Here is a 15738-nt window from a genome sequence, read left to right as displayed (position 1 = left end):
GTTGTTGCAGCACCGGGTGGACGGCCCGGAACACGCGGAGCCGATCGTCCTCGGCCCGTCGGTCGGCACCTCGACCCGGGTGTGGGAGCCGCAGGTCGCCGCGCTGGCCCGCAGGTTCCGCGTGGTCCGCTTCGACCTGCCCGGACACGGCGGCTCCCCGTCGTCCGGCGTGTCCACGATCGACGGCCTGGCCGGGCTCGTCCTGGACCTGGCCGACGACCTGGGCCTGGACGCCTTCCACTACGCCGGCATCTCCATCGGCGGCGCGATCGGCGCCACCCTGGCCCTGCGCCACCCCGGACGCCTGCTGTCCCTGGCGATGATCTGCTCCTCGGCCCGCTTCGGCGAGCCGGACGGCTGGCGCGAGCGGGCCGCGCTGGTCCGTGAGCGGGGCACCGCGCCGCTGCTGGAGCCCACGGCCAAGCGCTGGTTCGCCGGGCCGGGCGACCTGGCGCTGCTCGACGACCTCGCCGCCGCCGACCCCGCCGGCTACGCCGCCTGCTGCGACGCCCTGGCCGGCTACGACCTGCGCGCCGAGCTGTCCGGCATCGCCGTCCCGACGCTGGTCATGGGCGGCCGAGACGACCCGGCCACGCCGCCCGCGCACGCCAGGGAGCTGGCCGACGGCATCCCCGGCGCGACGCTCGTGGAGGTGCCGGGAGCGGCCCACCTGGCCGGCGTCGACCAGCCCGAACGGGTCACCGCCGCGCTGCTCGCCCACCTGCCCGCCGCCCCCGGCATGCGGGTGCGCCGGGAAGTGCTCGGGGACGCCCACGTCGACCGGGCCGTCGCCCGCACCACCGCCTTCACCAGGGACTTCCAGGACCTCATCACGCGCTACGCCTGGGGGGAGATCTGGACCAGGCCCGGCCTCGACCGGCGCACCAGGAGCTGCGTCACCCTCACCGCGCTGGTCGCCCATGGGCACCTCGACGAGCTGGCCATGCACGTCCGCGCCGCCGTGCGCAACGGGCTGACGGCCGACGAGATCGGCGAGGTGCTGCTGCAGAGCGCCATCTACTGCGGGGTGCCGGCCGCCAACGCGGCGTTCGCCGTCGCCCAGCGCGTCCTTTCCGAGACATCAGGGGAGCCCGCATGACCATCACCCGTGACCTGCTGATCGGCGGCAAGAACGTCCCCGCCCTGAGCGGCCGTACGACCCCCGACCTGGCCCCCTACACAGGCGAGGTGTACGCGACCGTGGCCGCCGCGGGCGTCGAGGACGTCACCTCGGCCGTGGACGCGGCGCAGGCCGCCTTCGACGGCTGGGCCGCCACCAGCCCGTTCGCCCGCCGGGCGATCTTCCTCAAGGCCGCCGACCTGCTCCAGGAGCGCGGCGAGCAGGCCGTGGCGCTGATGGCCGCCGAGGTCGGCGGCACCCGTCCGTGGGCGCTGTTCAACGTCGGGCTGGCCGCGAACATGCTGCGTGAGGCCGCCGCCGCGATCACCGCGCCGCGCGGCGAGGTGCTCACCGCGCAGGAGGAGGGCGTGCTCGGCCTGGCCGTGCGCGAGCCGCTCGGCGTGGTCGCCGCCTTCTCGCCGTGGAACGCGCCGATCATCCTCGGCGTGCGCTCGGTGGCCGCCGCCCTGGCCGCGGGCAACACCGTCGTCATGAAGCCCAGCGAGGACGCCCCCATCGCGTGCGGCCTGTTCGTCGCCGACCTGCTGCACGAGGCCGGGCTGCCCGCGGGCGTGCTCAACGTGGTCACCAACGACCCGGCCGACGCCGCCGTGGTCGCCGAGGCGCTCATCGCCGACCCCCGCGTCCGCGCGGTCAACTTCACCGGCTCCACCGAGGTCGGCCGGATCATCGGCACCCACGCCGCCCGCCACCTCAAGCCCGCCCTGCTGGAACTGGGCGGCAAGAACGCCATCATCGTCCTGGACGACGCCGACCTCGACCACGCGGTCGACGCCGCCGCGTTCGGCGTCTACATGAACGCGGGCCAGATCTGCATGTCGGGCGACCGCGTTTTGGTGCACGAGTCGCTGGCCGAGGAGTTCGGCCGCCGGTTCGCCGACAAGGTGCGCGCGCTGCCCGCCGGCGACCCGTCCCGGCCGGAGACCGTGATCGGGCCGCTGGTCAGCGCGGACGCCGCCCGCCGGGTGGCCGGGCTGGTCGCCGACGCGGTCGCCGAGGGCGCGACGGTGCTGGCCGGTGGCGGCGAGCCCGAGGGCGCGGTGCACCCGGCCACGGTGCTGGCCGATGTGCCGAAGCACGCCCGTCTGTACTACGGCGAGGCGTTCGGCCCGGTGTGCGTGCTCGGCACCTTCGCCACCGACGACGAGGCCGTGGCCCTGGCCAACGACACCGAGCACGGCCTGACCGCCGGGATCATCACCGAGAACGGCACCCACGGCCTGCGCGTGGCCCGCCGCCTGCGGACCGGCATCGTGCACGTCAACGACCAGTCCGTGGGCGACGAGCCGCAGGCGCCGTTCGGCGGGGCCGGCTCCTCCGGGTACGGCCGGTTCGGCGGCCGATGGGGCCTGGAGGCGTTCAGCAACACCCGCTGGATCACCCTGGCGACCGAACAGGCCCACTACCCGTTCTGACCACCCGGCCCACCCCTGGGAGGGGCGGACCGGGCGGCCCGCCGGCGGGTCAGTGGGCGTACGCCTGGAACTCCGCCGCCCGCACCTGCTCGCGCGCCGGGCTCGCCGTGGCGCAGTCGGTCGCGGAGCCGGGGTCGGCGTCCTGCTCGCCCGCGTAGCGCGGGTTGCCGGTGCACTGGCTGCTGACCACCCGCAGCATCAGGTGGGTGGCGCTGGTCGGCGGCACCCGGAAGGAGCGCACCAGCAGGTCCGCGCCGCGCGGCCGGGGCAGCGTGGCGTCGAAGGCGTCCGCCGGGCTGGTGTAGACCTTCCTGAAGCTCGCCGGGTCGGCGCAGTTCGCGGCGCAGGCCAGCACCTCGAACGCGCGCAGCGCCGAGAACCTGTTCTGCCCGCCCGGATCGGCGGCGTCGCCGACGTCGGGCCGGAGCATCGCGCTCACCTGGACCCTGCGCACCGTGACCGGGCGGTCGCCCGCCAGGTCCACGACGACCGACCGGCCGGCCGGCGCGCCGGTGCGCGAGGCCCAGTTCGTGGCCTCGGTGTCGTCGATCAGCCGGGCCTGGTTGACGCCGTCGCCGGCGGCCGTCGCGCCCGCCGCGGCCGAGGCGAGGTTGCGCGGCAGCGGCAGCGGGAGCGGCAGCCTGGCCCCGGCCACCACCGGGAACGTCAGCCGCGCGTGCCCGAACCCGGCGCCCGCCACCACGAACCGGTACGTGCCCGGCGTCATCTCGACGGTGTCGCCCAGCGGCGTGGCCGGATCGGTGTCGGCGACCGGCACCGCGCGGCCCTCGTAGTCGCCCACGTAGAGCCGCAGGGCCGCGTCCCTGGCCTCGCCCAGCGGCTTGAGCTGGAGCGAGCCGTTGCGGCCCGCAGGGTCGACGAAGCTCGGCGTCGGGTCGGGGTCGTTCGGGCCGTTGCTGGCCGCGCCCTTGCCCAGGCCGTGCTCGGCGAACGCCCGCCACAGGATGTCCTGGTTCGCGCCGTCGAAGCGGATGGCGTCGGCGGCCAGGATCGCGTCCCGGTGGTCGACGTAGCTGACCGCGCCGGAGGCCATCAGCAGCAGGGCGTCGTACGAGAGCTGCGCCCACCGCCGGTTGCCCGGGCACCGGTCCACCGCCACCTTGCCGTCGGCGCAGTCGCGCTGCCGGGCCGGCGTGCCCTTGCCGTACCGCTTGACGAACGCCTCGCGGACGTCGAACTGGGTGGCGGTCCAGATCTCGCCGTCGGCGTGCACCTGCGTGCCGACCAGGTCGTAGGCGAGGTCGCTGTAGTTCAGCGGCGACCTGGACATGTCGTAGTTGCGGATGCCGCGCGTCCGGTCGCCCGTGACGTACGGGCCGATCACGTACGGGGTCGCGCCGGAGGAGCGGAAGCCGTACTCGTCCAGGTACTCCATGGCGAACAGGTCGGAGGTGCTCTCGTTCATGGCGCCCGCCTGCGCGCCGCTCCAGCCGGCGGTCGGGCCGGCGATCATGCGGCCGGAGATGGCGTGGCTGTACTCGTGGCCGATGACCGACATGTCGTAGTCGCCGTCCACGCAGGGGGAGTAGAACGAGCCGGCGATCGGCTGCCACAGGTACATGTTGGTGATCGGGGCGACGCCGTCGGGGCCGGTGATCTGGTTGGCGTTGTCGCGCACCGACGCCACGCGTGCGCCGGCCTGGGCGTTGCCCAGCTCGGGGTCGTTGCCGAGCCCGCCGCGGTCGCCGTTGTCCACCTGCATGTTCCAGGCGGACTCGGTGAAGCCGAGCCGGTAGGACCAGTCGTGCATGCGGTTGTGCATGGCGTTGAGGTTGGCGATGGCGGCCTCCAGGTCCGCCTCGCCCGGCTGGTCGAACGTCGCCGGGTCGCACTTGGCCTGGTGCCAGGTGTTGCGCCACGGATAGACGTAGTCGCGGTCGGGGGAGGGGGCGTTCGCGCGGGTGCCGACGGTGAACGGGTCGCCGTTCGCGCGGTTCTCGTACGTCCGGGCGGCGTTGCCCGCGCTGGTGTGGGTCGGCGCGCCGGTGGCGTGGTCCACGTCCCAGGCGCGGCCGGTCGCCGGGTCGCCGCCGGTGGCGAGGTCGCAGCCCGGCCCGGCCGCCTGGCACCAGGTCCGCCGGGTGTCGGTGGCGGAGTAGTCGCCGGGCGGGCTGGCCGGGAAGGCCGCCCAGCGCGGGTTCTCCGGGTCGAAGTGGTCGACCAGGTTCTCGCGGGTGAGGATGCCGCCGGTGACCGCGTCCACGTGGGTGGTGTACGCCGCCGCCTCGCCCTTCCCGCCGCCGATCAGCACCACCTGGTACGCGCTGTGCACGCCGTCGGGCGCGGGCACGGCCACCTTCGTGACCTGCTTCGTCGTCGCCGTGGCCAGGTCCACGCCACCGTCGCGGGCCGCGATCTCCAGGGCCCGCGCCTCGCTGATCGCGGCGGCCGGGGGCACGGCCTGCCCGCGGGCGAGCGAGGAGGTCACGTGGCGCACCTTCCCCCGCACGACGCCGACCGCGACGAGCCCGTCCACCCCGGCCGGCAGCCCGCCGAACCGCTGGCGCAGGAGCACGGCGTGACCGGCGCCGAGGGGGTTGACCGCGACCTTCTCCAGCCCGGCGACCTCCTCCGCCGACAGGCCGAACAGCGGCTCGTTGGCGGCCAGGTAGGCGCGGGCGGCCCGTTCGGGGTCCTCGCCCAGGCCCTCGGCGAGCGGCGCGGCGCCGGTGACCACGGCGGGGGTGCCGAGGGCGTTCCAGCGGATGTCCGCGCCGGCGGCCCGCGCGCCGAGCCCGGCGGGCGGCGGGACGCGGCCCTGCCGGTTGTCCAGGTCCGGCCTGCCGTGCTGCTCGGCCTGGAAGTCGTGGACGATCGGGGCCTGCCCGCCGGGTTCGCCCCGCGCGGCGCCGGTCAGGGGCAGGGCAGAGGCGGTGACCGCGAGGGCGATCACGGCGCTGCGTAACCAGGGTCTGGTGGACACGGTTCCTCCTGGGAACGGAAGACGCGCGGTTGACGCCCGTCCCGTCAGAGGTAACACCGCCCCGGAGTCCTGACAAGATCGGATAAAGCCTCCAGGACTGTCCAGTTCTTGACACCGTCGCGTATTCAACCTATAGGTTGATAAACCAATGGGTTGAACAAGGAGGAAGAGATGCTTCTCCGAGAAAAGGTCGCGGTGGTCTACGGCGGCGGCGGCTCGATCGGCGGCGCGGTGGCCCGCGCCTTCGCCCGCGAGGGCGCCCGCGTCTTCCTGGCCGGCCGCACCCGGGCCCCGCTCGACAAGGTCGCCGACGACATCCGCGCGGCCGGCGGCACGGCGGAGACCGCCCTCGTCGACGCGCTGGACGAGCAGGCCGTCGACGCGTTCACCGGCTCGGTGGCCGCCCGCGAGGGCCGCATCGACGTCTCGTTCAACGCCGTCTCCGTCCAGGACGTGCAGCGCCCGCTGGCCGAGATCTCCGTCGAGGACTTCCTGCGGCCGATCCAGGTCGCCGCGCGCACCCAGTTCCTCACCATCAGGGCCGCCGTGCGGCACATGGCCGGTTCGGGGGTCGTCCTGCTGTTCGGCGGCGGCGGGCCGCAGACGCAGCCGGGGCTGGGCGGGTTCAAGGTGTCGCTGGACACCATGGAGGGCATCCGCCGCCAGTGGGCGTGCGAAGCCGGGGCGCAGGGCGTGCGCGTGGTCACCCTGATCACCGGCGGCGTGCCGGAGAGCATCCCCGACTCGTTCCCCGGCAAGGCCGCGCTGGAGGCGGAGCTGCGCGAGCCCACCCTGCTCGGCCGCCTCGCCACCCTCGCCGACGTGGGCGACGTGGCGGCGTTCGTCGCCTCCGACCGGGCCCGGACCATGACGTCGGCGACCGTGAACGTCTCCTGCGGCGCGATCGTGGACCATTAGGGTCGGGACCGCCCAGGAAGGAACGTACGCACCGATGCCCGACGACCAGCTCAGCCTCACCTTCGCCGCCCTGGCCGACCCCACCCGGCGGGCCATCCTCGCCCGGCTGGCCGACGGCGAGGCGACGGTCAACGAGCTGGCCGAGCCCTTCGAGATGAGCCTGCAGGCCGTGTCCAAGCACCTGAAGGTGCTGGAGCGGGCCGGGCTGATCAGCCGCGGACGCGACGCGCAGTGGCGTCCGTGCCGCCTGGAGACGGAGCCCCTGGAGGGCGCCTCCGCGTGGATCGACCGCTACCGCGAACGCTGGACCGGCAGCTTCGACCGGCTCGACCAGGAGATCAGCAAGCTCCGGCACAGCGAGGAAGGACGTGACCATGGCTGAGACCGAATTCGTCATCGAACCCGGCCGCCAGGACATCATCATGATCCGGACCTTCGACGCCCCCAGGGACGTCGTGTTCCGGGTCGTGACCGACCCGGCGCTGATCCCGCGCTGGTGGGGCCCCCACTGGCTGGACACCCGGGTGGACGCCATGGAGGTCGCGCCGGGCGGCCGGTGGCGCTTCGTCAACACCGACGCCCGCGGCCGGGAGTACGCCTTCGGCGGCGTCTACCACGCGGTCGTGCCGCCGGAGCGGTACGTGCGCACGTGGGAGTTCGAGGGCACGCCCGGCGAGGTGGCCCTGGAGACCGTCCGGCTGGAGGAGGCCGGCGGCCGTACCCGGTACGTGGCCCGGTCGGTGCACCCGTCCGTCGAGGCGCGCGACGCCATCGTCCGCGCCGACGGTCCCAAGGGCGGCGCCCAGTCCATGGACCGGCTGGCCGAGCTGCTGGGAGCGCGCTGACGCCTCACTGCGGGCAGGCCAGCCGGCAGCCGCCGAAGCGGGCTTCGTCCGGCTCCGGGAAGCGGGACTTCGGCGCCCCGCGCAGCGCCTCGGCCATCGAGGCCCGCCAGATGGGGCCGGGGATGGTGGCGCCGTCCACGGTGTCGTAGCGGCGTCCGCCGACGGTCAGGCCGGTGAGCGTGGGCCGATCGCGCCCGGCGGTGGGCGGGCGCCGCTGGGACCCGTCGGGGGAAGTGCGGGGCTCGGACTCGTCGGGGAACCCGAGGCTGACGGCGGCGGCCAGGTCGGGGGTGTAACCGGCGTACCAGGCCGACTCGAAGTCGGGGATCCTGCCCGCCAGGGCCGCCGCGTCCCGGCCGAGGCCGCCGGTCCGCAGCAGGCCGGTCACCGCGTCGGCGACGGCCGCGTCCAGAACCTGCTCGCATCGGGGGCCGAGGGCGTGCAGCACCTTGCCGGAGCCGTCGCGGACCTCCTTGACCGCTCTCGGCGCGCAGCGCAGGCCGTGGGCGGCCAGCGTGGCGTAGGTGGCGGCGACGGTGACGGTGTCCGCCTCGTTGATGCCGAGCGTGAACGTCTCGTACTCCTGCAGCGGTGTCCCGTCGCGGCGGGCGAGGCCGAGCCGCTGCGCCGTGCGCACGGTCTGGCAGAGGCCGACCCGCTCCTCCAGCCGCAGGAAGAAGGGGTTCGGCACGGCGCGGGCGGCCGACCGCAGGGTGGTGAACGCGCCGCCGTCCTCGCCGCCGGGGCCGATGACCGTGTGAGTGGGGTCGCCGACGTTCTCGCCCTTGCAGTTGGTGAAGGAGTTGTAGCCGGTGGCCTGGAAGGAGCGGGCGCGGGGGAAGCCGTCGTCGTACCGGAAGCCGCCGGACAGCGCCGCCGCCAGCGTGTACGCCATCGCCGTGGAGCCCTGCGACAGGGCGTGCGCGCCGTCGCCGCGGCTGGCGGCCAGCGCCCTGATCTCGCCGCTGCCGGGCGCCACCATGGCCTCGACGGCGACGGGCGCGTCACCCGGGCGGACCCGCGCCTCGACGGCCCGTTGCGCCGCCTGCTGAGCCCGCGGATCGAGCGCGGTGGCCACGACCAGGCCGCCCCGGGTGAGCAGCCGCGGATCGATCGCGGTCAGCTCGTCGTGCACCCGGCGGCAGAAGGCGGGGTGGCGGCTGGCCGCGCAGTCGGCGGCGAGCTTCTCGACGACCTGGCCGCCGCCGTCGGTGATCACGCTGTCCCGCACCACCAGCGGGGCGACGGCCAATCGCTGCCTGGCCGGCGCCGGATCGGCCGTCGCGGACAGCACCAGGACGGCGCCCCAGACGGCCGCCGCCACCCCGGCGACGACGCCGAGGGCGAGGAGAAGTCGCTTCATCGGCGTCCTTCCGGAAGGGGGGTGCGGCCGGCCCGTCCATCATGGCCGACCGCACCGCCCCCGTGCACCGGAGCTAGACGATCACACCCGTTGCCACAGGGCGGGCACGTTCGGCGGCTCCCAGCCGGGCAGCGCCGTGTGCGGCTGGAGGCAGCGGTAGGTGACGTTGTTGTAGACCACCTGGTCACCCGACTTGTACGCGGTGCCCGCCGTCCAGTTGCCGGTCGGGCCCTGGGTCGGGGTCACCGTGGGGGTCGGGGTGGGCGTGGGGGTCGGCGTCGGGGTGGCGGTGGGGGTCGGCGTCGGGCCGCCGGGGCCCACCTGGAGGTCGACGCAGTTGTAGAAGGCGTTCTCCGTGTCGGCGATGTTCCAGATGGCCAGCAGCTTGATGCGCCCGGTCCGGCCGCCCAGGCTGACCGTGTGCGTCACCGTCGCGCCCGGTTCCCTGCCGTGGTCGTTGAACGAGGCGATCCGGGTGCTGCCGACGTAGTAGTCCCATGTGCTGGTGGCGTGCCGGGCCTCGATGAGCCACTTGAAGTTGACCGTGTCGCCGACGGACGCGGCGGGCCAGGCCTTGCTGTCGTCGTCCAGCGGGGCCCACCGGGCGTCGCCGCCGCTGCAGTTGCGCAGGCCCTTCGGGCCCTCGACGCTCTGCGGCTCCCAGATGATCTGGCCGCAGTTCTTGACCTTGCCGGCCGCGCAGTTGGCCTGGCGGCTGGGCGGGTCGGAGATGTAACCGTGCGCCGAGGCCGGCGGGGAGAGCGCGACGACGGTGGCGACGGAGACCGCCGCCATGGCTAAGAAGGTCCATACTCTGCGCATGTCACCGTTCCTTCATGCTGGGGGATAGTCCCAAATATAAAGGAAAGTTTCCTAACGGTAAATGGCACAGTCAGCGCTTTTCCGTCCCGCAGTCAGACTGGTGTGACGCTGTCGGGCCCGTGAAGTGCGCGCCCCGCCCTGCCTATCGGGCTCGCCCGGACAGCAATTCCGTCCAGATCGCCGCAGTTGCACGGATCGAGCGAAGAGAGGTCTCGTGCACTTCGGGCTTGCCCTTGAGGTGGACGGTTCGCCGCAGGAACGCCTGCCCGCCGCCCTCGCACAGTTCGTAGACGGTGGCCTGGCAGAAGCAGGTCCAGGCCACCGGACGCGTTCGTACGAGCGTCCGGTACGGCTTGTGCCACCGCAGCCGAGTATGACCGTGCTGAGCGGGGGGGACGTGAGGGCTCAGGCACTTGTCAGACGGGAACACAGTGCATCACGTGCTGTGGACGGCATAGAGCCGTCTGCCGGTCTTCTGCGCTATCGGTGCCCCTGACGGTCTTCGTCCCGAGTGATGATTCCATTGATCCACCTGAAGAAGTCGGTCGCGCCAGCCCCTTGCGAGCTACGCTGGATCGGCTTGTCGTGCTGGTGGCAACGCTATGAACAGCGCGGACGTCGCAGAACTGACCGGAAGTACGAGTGCGGACGGCGGTGGCTCCTGCCATGACCTCCCAGGGCGTGGGAACCCTGACAGCCGGTCGGGGCAATGCCGAGCACGGCCGGGAGGGCCGGATCTCCGGCTATGTGCTCAAGGTCATCCGTGAGTCCACCGGGACGACCCAGGAACGGTTCGCCGAACTTCTCGGTCTGGACGTCACGACGATTCAGGGTTGGGAATCCGGACGCCGCCCGCTGATGGCGATCTCCACAGGGACGTATCTGTCGTTGCGGCACTGGCTCCTGCGGCTCGGCATCCGAGCGCGTCTGCTCTTCCAATTGGACATGGCCCTTGAAGCCGATCGGTTCGTCGGCTACGTGCTCGGCACCGAGCCGGGGAAGGCCCGGACCGAAGATCATCCACTGGCCTCATGGGTGATCACACGTCCGTTCACCGACCTCGTGGCCTGGCCGTTCACCAGGACGGCACCGTCAACCATGGCGGGAGCCGCGCGGGGGACCGGCCGCCGGGGGCCCGTGGCCACCTCACCTTCGCTTCTGCCCGACGAACGCGCGCACTTCTTCGAGCACCTGAAGGTAGTGGCCGAGCGTGCTGACGCGGGCCGGGCGGACGGCATGTTGCTGCGCCGCCAGGCCCACTATGTCGCCGGCTTCGACGACACCGCGGACACCGCGGACTGGCTCACAACGATGCAGCGCGCCGAAGAACGTCGGATGAGCCGGGCGGCCGGGTGGACGCCGTCATGGGCCGTTGTCCGGTCCGGCGCCCACTCGCTGGCCAGGATCGGCGACCGCGAGGGGTTGCAGCACTTCATCCGCGTCCATCTGGCCGACGAGGTCTGCGAGGTGGCCAACCTCAACTACTGGGCCTACTGGCTCGGGGAGGTGGGCGAACCCCAGTCGGCGGACACGTTCATGATCGAGCTGAGACCGGATGTGTGGCGCGGGACCGAGCTCCTCCGGCATTTGACCGGCAAGCTGAACTCCGCGAATCCTTACCTCGACGTGGTGGCCCACACACTGTGGGCGCTGGTCATGCTGCGCCCCTCGACCTTGGACAGTCAGACCGTGGACGCCCTCAGGGACGCGGCTGCCCGCACCCTGGACGAGGCCATCGCGTCAGCACAGTCCCAGCGCGAGCTGGAGGCGGTCATCTACGCTCTGCGCATGATCCACCGAGGGTGAGAAGGGACTTCCATGGCGGAGGAACTGGCGAGGTTGACGGGCCTGCTGTACGAGATCGGACTGCTCAAGCGCTACAAGCGCACAGGCTGGCTGGTCGCGGGGGTGCGTGACCCTGAGAGCATCGCCGATCACTCCTTCCGGACAGCGATCATCGCGAGTGTGATCACGGCTCTGGAGGGCGGCAACCCCGAGCGCGCGGCGTTCATGAGCCTGTTCCACGACACCCAGGAAACCCGTGTCACCGACATTCCCTACGTCGGCAAGCGTTACTTGGCGGCGGCGCAGAACGAGGAGGTCACCGCCGACCAGGTACGCGGCCTTCCGGAGCCGGTCGCGGAGATGCTGGGCGGCGCGGTCGGTGAGTACGAGGGGAAGACCAGCCTTGAGGCCGTCTGTGCTCGTGACGCCGACAAGCTCGAATGCCTGATGCAGGCCGTCGAGTACCGCGAGCAGGGGTACCAGAACGTCCAGCCGTGGATCGACAGCTCGCTCGCCGCGCTACGGACGGCGTCCGCGAAGCGCCTCGCGGACGAGGTGCTCAGCACGGGATCGCTGGAGTGGATGACGCGCGTGCTCAACGGAGATTGAGCCACCCGGCGCTCACCGGACTGAGACGCATACCCATGGAGAGCAGGTGCAGACCATGCCTTGGGCCTGCGCTCTCGCAGCTGTCGCGGATGGGGACCGGCCAACAGGTGGTGACATGTCGTGACTTCGCCTAGGCTGAGGGTGCCGAGGGGAGTACTTCGCAAGCGCCGGCCCGGTCAGTACGGACGTCCCAGACGTCCCCGGGCGGCCGCCCGCGCGATCGGCGCACGGGCGAAGGAGACCTCGAACGATGACGCGCGTTCGAGGAGGACCCATGCCCCCGGGCACATTGCAGGCTGCCCCCGCCCTGACCACCATCGCCACGCCCACCCTCTGGCTGGTCGCGATCGCCGGGCTCGTGCTGCTGCTGGCGCTGGATCTTCTCCTGACCAGGCGCCCGCACGAGGTCCGCATGCGCGAGGCGGCCGGCTGGTCGGTGTTCTACCTGGTGCTGCCGGTGATCTTCGGCTTCTACCTGTGGGCGGACCACGGCGGCGGCGTCGCCGTGGAGTTCTTCACCGGGTTCGTGGTGGAGAAGTCGTTGTCGGTGGACAACCTGTTCGTCTTCATGCTGCTGCTGGCCGCCTTCGCCGTCCCGCCCGCGCTGGCCCGGCAGGTCCTGCTGTACGGGATCGTCGGGGCGCTCGTCCTGCGCGGCATCTTCATCTGGCTCGGCGCCGCCGCCCTGCAGAGCGGCACGTGGGCGTTCCTGCTGTTCGGCGCGATCCTCATCGTCACCGCCGGGAAGATCCTCAAGGACGTGCTCGGCGGCCACGAGCAGCAGGTGGACATCTCCTCCATGCGCAGCGTCCGGCTGGTGCGCCGGTTCGTGCCGGTCACCGACGACTACCGCGGCTCCCGGCTGGCCGTGCGCGAGGGCGGCCGGCTGGCCCTGACGCCGCTGGCCCTGGCCGCCGTCGCCGTCCTGGGCACGGACATCGTCTTCGCCGTGGACTCCGTGCCGGCCGTGTACGGCGTGACCGAGGACCCGTTCCTGGTCTTCGCCACCAACGCCTTCGCGCTGATGGGCCTGCGGGCGCTGTACTTCGTGCTGCAGGGCGTCCTGGCCAAGCTGCGCCACCTCAACCACGGGCTGAGCGTCATCCTGGCCTTCATCGGGGTCAAGCTCATGCTGCACTGGGCGCACGGCGTCTGGGACTGGATGCCGCAGATCCCGACGCTCGCCTCGCTCGGCGTGATCGTCGCCGTCCTGACCACGGTCACCCTGACCAGCCTGTACGCCAACCGCCGCGACCGCGAGAAGGAGGCCGCGAGCTAGTTCACCGCTCCGACGCCTGGGTGCCCCCGACGCGAGAGCCGGCCGTCATGTCGGCATGACGACATGGTCGCGAGACGCTTTCAGGGAAGGACCCCGCGCCCATGACGATCTCTCTTGACACGAGCCGGTACACGGTCGGCATGGCCACGAGCCCCGCCGACCTCCAGGCGGCCCAGCGGCTGCGGTACGAGGTCTTCGCCGAGGAGATGGGGGCGCGGCTCGACAGCCCGGTCTCCGGCCTCGACGTGGACCGGTTCGACGCCTACTGCGACCACCTCCTGGTGCGGGAGGGGCGGCGGGTGGTGGGGACGTACCGGCTGCTGCCGCCGGGGCGGTCCGACCGGCTCTACTCCGACGGCGAGTTCGACCTGCGCGCCCTCGCCCCCATCCGCAGCAACCTGGTCGAAGCGGGACGTACCACCGTGCACCCGGACCACCGGGACGGCGCGGTGGTCGCGCTGATGTGGGCCGGGATCGCCCGGTACATGGTGAGCGGCGGCCACCAGTGGCTGGCGGGCTGCTGCTCGGTGCCGCTCGACGACGGCGGCGCGCTGGCGGCCGGGGTGGCCGGACGGGTGCCGCTCGGCCCCGAGGAGCACCGGGTCACGCCGCACGCGCCCTGGGCGGCCGACGGCGCGCCGCGCTCCGACCGGTTCGTGCCGCCCGCGCTGCTCCGCGGCTACCTGCGGCTGGGCGCGTGGGTGTGCGGGCCGCCCGCGCACGACCGGGACTTCGGCACGGCCGACTTCTTCGTGCTGCTCTCGATGGCCCAGGCGAACACCCGCTACCTGCGTCACTTCCTGGGCGGGACGCCGTGACCGGCCCCTGGCTGCGTACGGGCCCGTGCACGCCGGACATGTGCGTGGGGGCGGCGGTCGTCGGCGCGGGGGCGGTGCGCCGGGCGCTGCGGCTGCTCGCGGCGGCCCTGGTGGTGCTGGCCGGGGTGCCGGTGGCGCTGGCGTTCCGCCACGCCCGCCCGGACGTGCGGGCGCGCGTCACCGGAAGGTGGGCCCGGCTCCTGCTGCGCGCCCTGGGCATCCACCTGGACCTCGTCGCCGAGGATCCGGCGGAGGCGCCCCGGCCGCCGACCATGGCCGGGGTCGGGGCCGGGGTCGGGGCCGGGGCCGCGGGTTCGGGGGGAGGTGGGGAGGCCGGGGTGCTGGTCGTGGCGAATCACGTGTCGTGGCTGGACCCGCTGGTCGTCGCGGCCGCGGTGCCCGCGCGCCCGCTGGCCAAGCGGGAGATCGCCGCCTGGCCGGTCGTCCGGACGCTGGCCGCGGGCTCGGGCGCGCTGTTCATCGACAGGGAACGCCTGTCCGCGCTGCCGTCGGCGGTCGCCGCCGTGGCCGGGGCGCTGCGGGCGGGCGACACCGTCGTGGCCTTCCCCGAGGGCACCACGTGGTGCGGGCTCGGCATGGGCGACTTCCGGCCGGCGCTGTTCCAGGCGGCGATCGACGCGGGCGCCGCCGTACGGCCCGCCACGCTGCGCTACCGCGAGGACGGCCGGCCCTCGACCCGCGCCTGCTACGTGGGCGAGGACTCGCTGCTCGCCTCGGTGCTCCGGGTGGCCGCGACCCGGCGGCTGGCCGTCGAGGTGCGCCTGCTGGCCCCCCTGCGCGCCGCGCCGCCGGCCGGCCGGCAGCGGGCGCGGGCCGCCCTGGCCAGGGACGCCGAGGCCCTGGTACGCGCCGCGATGGACGGTCCTCCCACGCGGGGGAGGACCGCCGCTCACTTGCCGAAGCCCGCGGTCAGCCCGCTGAGCAGCTGACGGCGGCCCACCACGTAGAGGATCAGGATGGGCAGCGTGGTCAGGACGACCGAGGCGAGCACGGCGGGCACGTTCACGCTGTACTGGCCCTGGAACGTCCACAACGCCAGCGGCAGCGTGCGCTTGTCCGGGCTCTGGGTCAGGATCAGCGGCAGCAGGAAGCCGTTCCAGATCGTCAGCGCGTTGTAGATCGTCACCGTCACCACGGCCGGACGGGTCAGCGGGAAGGTCAGCCGCCAGAGCATGCCCCAGTCGGTGGCGCCGTCCAGCCGCATCGACTCGAACAGCTCCTTGGGCACGTCCCTGATGAAGTTGGACAGCACCAGCACCGACAGCGGGATCGCGAACGCGATGGAGGGCAGGATCATGCCCAGCAGCGAGTCGTACAGGTGCAGCCGGATGATGATCAGGTAGATCGGGATGATCGTGGCCTGGAGCGGGATCGCCAGCCCCATCAGGAACAGCGAGTTCACCCCGCGCAGGAACCGCCCGCCGCCGCGCACGATCGCGTACGCCGCCATGAACGACACCCCGACGGCCGGGATCACCGCGCCGAGGGTGACGAGGAGGCTGTTCAAGAAGTACAGGGCGAAGTCCGACTCCAGCACCAGCCGGTAGGCCCCCAGCGTCGGCTCCGCCGGCGGCGCGAGCGGGTTGGAGGCGTAGTAGGAGCTCTGCTCCTTGAAGCTGGTGATGACGATCCAGTAGATCGGCACCACCACGATCGCCAGCCAGATCCACCCGGCGACCCCGGCCACCCAGTTGCGGCGGGCGGCGGCCGGGCCGCCGCCCGCCGACCGGGACGCCCCGGCGGCCCGCCGCGCCGGCTTGGTCAGCGTCGTCGCCATG

Annotated in this window: 14 protein-coding genes; 10 read left to right on the top strand and 4 right to left on the bottom strand. The window is 73.0% G+C overall.

The features are described from left to right. The first annotated feature begins 1 nt into the window (after position 1). The gene (gene pcaC / locus ACIBK9_RS20830; RefSeq protein WP_397161062.1) at positions 2 to 1099 is read left to right on the top strand and encodes a 4-carboxymuconolactone decarboxylase; all 1098 of its coding nucleotides are present in this window, start codon (positions 2 to 4) and stop codon (positions 1097 to 1099) included. Then, the gene (locus tag ACIBK9_RS20825; protein ID WP_397160334.1) at positions 1096 to 2556 is read left to right on the top strand and encodes an aldehyde dehydrogenase family protein; all 1461 of its coding nucleotides are present in this window, start codon (positions 1096 to 1098) and stop codon (positions 2554 to 2556) included. Before pcaC ends, ACIBK9_RS20825 begins: the two co-directional genes overlap by 4 nt. Before the next feature lie 49 nt (positions 2557 to 2605). Here the strand turns inward: ACIBK9_RS20825 and ACIBK9_RS20820 are convergent, their stop codons facing one another. Next, positions 2606 to 5500 carry a M36 family metallopeptidase gene (locus ACIBK9_RS20820; protein ID WP_397160332.1) on the bottom strand — a complete coding sequence of 965 codons (2895 nt, stop codon included), beginning with the start codon at positions 5498 to 5500 and terminating at the stop codon, positions 2606 to 2608. A 171-nt stretch (positions 5501 to 5671) separates the two neighbouring features. Between ACIBK9_RS20820 and ACIBK9_RS20815 the strand changes: the two genes are divergently transcribed. From ACIBK9_RS20815 to ACIBK9_RS20805, 3 genes are read left to right on the top strand one after another with little or no spacing between them, the layout of a single operon-like run. Continuing rightward, positions 5672 to 6418: an SDR family NAD(P)-dependent oxidoreductase gene (locus ACIBK9_RS20815; RefSeq protein ID WP_397160330.1), complete on the top strand. Its 747-nt coding sequence runs from the start codon at positions 5672 to 5674 to the stop codon at positions 6416 to 6418. Positions 6419 to 6452: 34 nt separating this feature from the next. Then, positions 6453 to 6800: an ArsR/SmtB family transcription factor gene (locus ACIBK9_RS20810; RefSeq protein WP_397160328.1), complete on the top strand. Its 348-nt coding sequence runs from the start codon at positions 6453 to 6455 to the stop codon at positions 6798 to 6800. After that, positions 6793 to 7263 (top strand): SRPBCC family protein, encoded by a 471-nt coding sequence (locus ACIBK9_RS20805; protein WP_397160326.1) that lies wholly within the window; start codon positions 6793 to 6795, stop codon positions 7261 to 7263. The genes ACIBK9_RS20810 and ACIBK9_RS20805 overlap by 8 nt, the downstream gene beginning before the upstream one ends. Positions 7264 to 7267: 4 nt before the next feature. Here ACIBK9_RS20805 and ACIBK9_RS20800 read toward each other — a convergent pair whose 3' ends face one another. Continuing rightward, on the bottom strand, positions 7268 to 8626 hold the full coding sequence (locus ACIBK9_RS20800; RefSeq protein WP_397160325.1) for a hypothetical protein: 1359 nt from the start codon (positions 8624 to 8626) through the stop codon (positions 7268 to 7270). A gap of 81 nt (positions 8627 to 8707) precedes the next feature. Then, entirely contained in the window at positions 8708 to 9448 is a 741-nt protein-coding gene (locus ACIBK9_RS20795) for a lytic polysaccharide monooxygenase (RefSeq protein ID WP_364336853.1), read from the bottom strand. 666 nt (positions 9449 to 10114) lie between these two features. Here ACIBK9_RS20795 and ACIBK9_RS20790 point away from each other — a divergent pair. The 5 genes from ACIBK9_RS20790 to ACIBK9_RS20770 all read left to right on the top strand — a co-directional run bounded on the left by ACIBK9_RS20790 (position 10115) and on the right by ACIBK9_RS20770 (position 14889). Continuing rightward, the gene (locus ACIBK9_RS20790) at positions 10115 to 11254 is read left to right on the top strand and encodes a helix-turn-helix domain-containing protein (protein WP_397160323.1); all 1140 of its coding nucleotides are present in this window, start codon (positions 10115 to 10117) and stop codon (positions 11252 to 11254) included. 12 nt (positions 11255 to 11266) lie between these two features. Continuing rightward, positions 11267 to 11842 carry an HD family hydrolase gene (locus tag ACIBK9_RS20785; protein ID WP_397160321.1) on the top strand — a complete coding sequence of 192 codons (576 nt, stop codon included), beginning with the start codon at positions 11267 to 11269 and terminating at the stop codon, positions 11840 to 11842. 274 nt (positions 11843 to 12116) lie between these two features. Continuing rightward, entirely contained in the window at positions 12117 to 13121 is a 1005-nt protein-coding gene (locus ACIBK9_RS20780; RefSeq protein ID WP_364336855.1) for a TerC/Alx family metal homeostasis membrane protein, read from the top strand. 101 nt (positions 13122 to 13222) lie between these two features. Beyond that, on the top strand, positions 13223 to 13939 hold the full coding sequence (locus ACIBK9_RS20775; protein ID WP_397160318.1) for a GNAT family N-acetyltransferase: 717 nt from the start codon (positions 13223 to 13225) through the stop codon (positions 13937 to 13939). Next, positions 13936 to 14889: a lysophospholipid acyltransferase family protein gene (locus ACIBK9_RS20770; RefSeq protein ID WP_397160316.1), complete on the top strand. Its 954-nt coding sequence runs from the start codon at positions 13936 to 13938 to the stop codon at positions 14887 to 14889. The genes ACIBK9_RS20775 and ACIBK9_RS20770 overlap by 4 nt, the downstream gene beginning before the upstream one ends. On the opposite strand, the gene ACIBK9_RS20765 is transcribed toward ACIBK9_RS20770, so the two are convergent. Beyond that, positions 14850 to 15737, bottom strand: a complete 888-nt coding sequence (locus ACIBK9_RS20765) for a carbohydrate ABC transporter permease (protein ID WP_397160314.1) — start codon at positions 15735 to 15737, stop codon at positions 14850 to 14852. The genes ACIBK9_RS20770 and ACIBK9_RS20765 overlap by 40 nt on opposite strands. Position 15738 lies beyond the last annotated feature (1 nt).

The organism is Nonomuraea sp. NPDC050227, from assembly GCF_044459705.1.
Lineage (GTDB): Bacteria > Actinomycetota > Actinomycetes > Streptosporangiales > Streptosporangiaceae > Nonomuraea.
This window is presented reverse-complemented; position numbering and strand designations above follow the sequence as displayed.